Origin of the sequence: Mycobacterium sp. 1245499.0 (assembly GCF_001673615.1) — a bacterium.
GTDB lineage: Bacteria > Actinomycetota > Actinomycetes > Mycobacteriales > Mycobacteriaceae > Mycobacterium > Mycobacterium europaeum_A.
In genome coordinates this window covers 1-3639 of sequence record NZ_LZMG01000059.1, presented here as the reverse complement: position 1 = coordinate 3639, position 3639 = coordinate 1, and the positions used below count along the sequence as shown (strand labels likewise).

3 protein-coding genes and 1 pseudogene are annotated in these 3639 nt (G+C 68.7%); 1 reads left to right on the top strand and 3 read right to left on the bottom strand.

Annotation, left to right across the window (positions count from 1 at the left end):
- From A5646_RS03040 to purB, 3 genes and pseudogenes are all read right to left on the bottom strand, one after another.
- A pseudogene (locus A5646_RS03040) lies at nt 1-474 on the bottom strand (C4-dicarboxylate ABC transporter); the annotation flags it as partial.
- Nucleotides 471-1730, bottom strand: coding sequence for a cytochrome P450 (locus A5646_RS03035; RefSeq protein ID WP_067019768.1), 1260 nt, complete (start codon nt 1728-1730; stop codon nt 471-473). The pseudogene A5646_RS03040 and the gene A5646_RS03035, both read right to left, overlap by 4 nt.
- Nucleotides 1727-3145 carry an adenylosuccinate lyase gene (purB, locus tag A5646_RS03030; protein ID WP_067019767.1) on the bottom strand — a complete coding sequence of 473 codons (1419 nt, stop codon included), beginning with the start codon at nt 3143-3145 and terminating at the stop codon, nt 1727-1729. The genes A5646_RS03035 and purB overlap by 4 nt, the downstream gene beginning before the upstream one ends.
- Nucleotides 3146-3194: 49 nt before the next feature.
- On the opposite strand from purB, the gene A5646_RS03025 reads away from it, so the two are divergent.
- On the top strand, nt 3195-3639 hold a 445-nt coding region (locus A5646_RS03025), incomplete at its 3' end, for a DUF429 domain-containing protein (protein WP_156765502.1).

Genomic DNA, 3639 nt, shown 5'->3' with positions numbered 1-3639 from the left:
ACACCGGGCCGGCCGCGCGATCACGATGGCCAGACCCGAGGTGCCCACGCTGCCCAGCTGCCAGGCGCCGTGGGCGCGGTCGCGCAGCTCCGGCCACCGGTGGGCCAACATGTTTCGCGCGCTGAACAGGACCAGTATCAGCCAGAACGTCAGGCCGACCACGCCGAGCACCCGCGCCACCCACACGTTGGACGACAAGCGCGTGTCGATCACCGCGCAGGCGGCCACGAAGGTGATCAGCCGCAGGGTGACGTCGGGATCGGTCAGATCCCAGCCCAGCCCCTGGCCCGGTTCGCAGGCCTTCGCCACGACCAGGGCGACCAGAAACAACAGCCCGAGGGTGGCGATGACGCCCATCGTGTCGCTGATCAACCGGTAGCCGTGATTGTGCGCGCCGATCGACAAGATTCCCGTCGCCATCACCGCCGCGAACACATCGGGTGAGGGCTCGACATCGGCGAACCGGATCGTCACGGCTCCTCGTGAAGCTCCACGACGAGGTGCCGAATGCCGGTGTGCCGGTTGCTGCGGGCCCATTCGACCGGCCGGACGACCCGCGCCCCGCCGAACCGGGAGAGCAGTTCTTCGAACAGCACCCGCAGCTCCAACCGGGCCAGGTTGGCGCCCAGGCAATAGTGCACACCCTGGCCGAAACCCAAGTGCGGATTGGGCTTTCGGGCAATATCGAATTCGTTGGCACGCTCGAACACGCCGGCGTCGCGATTCGCCGAGCCTTCCCAGATCTGTATCTTCTGCCCGGCCTCGATCGACTGACCGCCGAGGGTGACGTCGCGGGTGGCGGTGCGCCGCTTGGAGGGCGACGGCGACGTCCACCGCACCATCTCCTCGACGGCCGTGGGCAGCGCCCCGAGATCGCCGCGCAGCGACCGCATTTGGTGCGGGTGGTCGGCCAGCGCCAGTAGGCCGCCCGCGACCGCGTTGCGGGTGGTCTCCGCGCCGGCGCTGAACAGCAGACTGAAGAACAGGTACAGTTCGAGGTCGGACAGGGCCGATCCCTCAGCGTCATCGAGCATCGCGTTGGCGACCACCGACAACATGTCATCGGTCGGGTTTGCACGCTTGGACGCGATCAGCTGCTGACCGTATTCGTACATCCGCGACCCGGCCGCCGCGTCTCTTTCGGAGACCGAAAGCTGCGACAGGGAAGCCTTGCGCGAACCACCGAAATCGAACTGCGGCTCGATGGCCTCGAATAACCAATGCCGTTCGGATTCAGGGACTCCCAGCAGGATGCAGATCATCTGCATCGGCAGCTCGGCGGCGATGTCGACCAGGAAGTCGAACGGCTCACCCGGGACCACCGCGTCCAGCAGCCGGCGCGCCCTGCCCCGCAGGTCGTCCTCTATCAGGCGGATCATCCGCGGCGTCAGCCCGGAGCTGACCAGTCGCCGAATCTGCGAATGCCGCGGATCGTCCATCATGTTGAGCACCTGGCCGGCGATCGCCAGGTCCTGCAGCAGCGTCCCGCCATAGGGCCTGGCGCCACCGGTGACCGAGGAGTAGGTCACCGGATCCTTGAGCACCTCAAGGGTTTCCGCGTAGGTGGCGACGGACCAGAAGCCCTCACCGTCGGGGGTGTTATCGGTCGGTGCGTGCCAGTACACCGGCGCCTCTCGCCGATGGATGGCGAACAGCTCGTGCGGAAAACCGTTGGCGAAGTTGTCCAGATCGGTGAAGTCGATCGAAGCGAGCGCGCCGGCCAGCGTCACAGGATCGCACCCGGGGCGTACTTGGCCGCGTCCGGGTAGCGGCTCACCAGCGCGTCCACCTGCGCCGCTACCTCGTCCACCTGGTCGCCGGCGGCACCGGTGAACGCCTTCTTGTCGGCCAGCGCCGCGTCCAGCGCCGCCCGGTCCAGCGGCAGCCGATCGTCGGCGGCCAGCCGGTCCAGCAGGTCGGGCTCGGCGCCGTGCTCGCGCATGGCCAACGCGGTGGCCACGGCGTGTTCGCGGATCACGTGGTGGGCGGCCTCGCGGCCCACGCCGGCGCGCACCGCGGCGATCAACACCTTGGTGGTGGCCAGGAACGGCAGATAGCGGTCCAGCTCGCGGTCGATCACCGCCGGATAGGCGCCGAACTCGTCGAGCACCGTAAGGAAGGTCTCGATCTGGCCGTCGATGGCAAAGAAGCTGTCCGGCAACGCGACTCGGCGCACCACCGAGCAGAACACGTCACCCTCGTTCCACTGCGCACCCGCCAGTTCGGCGGTCATCGACGCGTAACCGCGCAGCACCACCTGCAGACCGTTGACCCGTTCGCAGCTGCGTGTGTTCATCTTGTGCGGCATCGCCGACGAACCGACCTGCCCCGGCGCGAATCCCTCGGTGACCAGTTCATGGCCGGCCATCAGCCGGATGGTGTGCGCCAGCGAGGACGGTCCGGCGCCCAGCTGCACCAGCGCGGAGAGCACGTCGTGGTCCAGCGAACGCGGATACACCTGCCCGACGCTGGTCAATACCGTTGCGAAGCCCAGGAATTCGGCGACGCGCCGCTCGAGCTCGGCGAGCTTGGCCGCGTCGCCGTCCAGCAGGTCGAGCATGTCCTGCGAGGTGCCCATCGGGCCCTTGATGCCACGCAGCGGGTAACGGTCGATCAGCTCGCGCAGCCTGGTCAACGCGATCAAGGTCTCCTGGGCCGCCGAGGCGAACCTCTTGCCCAGCGTGGTGGCCTGCGCGGCGACGTTGTGGCTGCGCCCGGCCATCACCAGGTCGCGATACGCCACCGCCCGCTCGGCCAGCCGCGCCGCGACCGCCACGCCGTGCGCGAAGACCAGTTCCAGCGAGCGCCGGATCTGCAGTTGCTCCACGTTCTCGGTCAGATCACGACTGGTCATGCCCTTGTGCACGTGCTCGTGACCGGCCAGCGCGTTGAACTCCTCGATGCGCGCCTTGACGTCGTGGCGCAGCACCCGTTCGCGGTCCGCGATCGAGGCCAGGTCGACGTCCTCGATCACCCGCTCGTAGTCGGCGATCGCCTCGGGAGGCACCGCGACGCCCAGTTCGGCCTGCGCGCGCAGCACGGCCAGCCATAGCCGGCGCTCGCCGATGACCTTGGCCTCCGGCGACCAGATCGCGACCATCTCGGCACTGGCGTACCGGGTGGCCAGCACATTCGGAATGCTCACTTGGTCCTCACGAACACACAGCTTACGGTCGCGGCCATAGCCTATGCGGATGTACTTCGCCGGCGTCGACCTCGCCTGGGCGGGTCGCAACCCGACCGGCGTCGCCGTCGTCGACTCCGGTGGCGCCCTGGTGAGGGTGTGCGCGGTCCGCGACGACGACGAGATCCTGGCCGCCCTGCTTCCCTACGTCCGCGGCGATTGCGTGGTCGCCTTCGATGCGCCGCTGGTGGTGAACAATCCGACCGGGCAGCGTCCCGCCGAGGCGGCGCTCAACCGCGATTTCCGCAGGTACGAGGCCGGCGCGCACCCCTGCAATACCGGCAAACCCGAGTTTGTCGACGGCCCCCGCGCGGGCCGGCTGGCCGTGGCGCTCGGCCTGGACGCGGACCCGCGATCACCGGCCGCGCGCCGGGCCATCGAGGTCTACCCCCACGCGGCCACCGTCGCGTTGTTTCGCCTCGAGCGCACCCTGAAATACAAGGCGAAGCCCGGCC